The organism is Streptomyces sp. SID13726 (assembly GCF_010548375.1).
In the GTDB taxonomy this organism is placed as follows: Bacteria; Actinomycetota; Actinomycetes; order Streptomycetales; family Streptomycetaceae; genus Streptomyces.
In genome coordinates, this window is record NZ_JAAGLY010000842.1 from 1 (window position 1) to 388 (window position 388).

1 protein-coding gene is annotated in these 388 nt (G+C 71.1%); it reads right to left on the bottom strand.

Annotated elements, in window-relative coordinates; genetic code table 11:
* On the bottom strand, positions 1-366 hold a 366-nt coding region (locus tag G3I78_RS50605; protein ID WP_164437418.1), incomplete at its 3' end, for an RICIN domain-containing protein.
* Positions 367-388 lie beyond the last annotated feature (22 nt).

Genomic DNA, 388 nt, shown 5'->3' on the forward strand with positions numbered 1-388 from the left:
GGCGCAGCCCCAGCCGTTGCTCAGGACCAGCGGGGTGCCGGGCGCGGTGCCGCCCTGGGTGCCCAGGCAGTAGGTTCCGAAGGCGCCGACGGTGAAGGTGCCGCCGCCCGTGCGCTGGAAGGTGAAACGCTGGTGGAGCGCGTTCTTGCAGTCGAAGGTCTGGATGCACGCGCCCTCCTGGGGCGCTCCGCCGCCGCGGATGTCCAGGCACTTCCAGCTGACGGCGGCCCGCAGCTCGTAGATCGCCGCGTTGTGGAAGTTCGTCGTGTAGATGATTGCGGGATTCTCCGCCGCCTGCGCCGCAGACGTCGGCAGCAGCAGGGCCAGCAGCGCCATCAGGGCGGCCGCGAGGGCGTGCCGGCCCAAGCGGATTGACTTTCGGGCCACG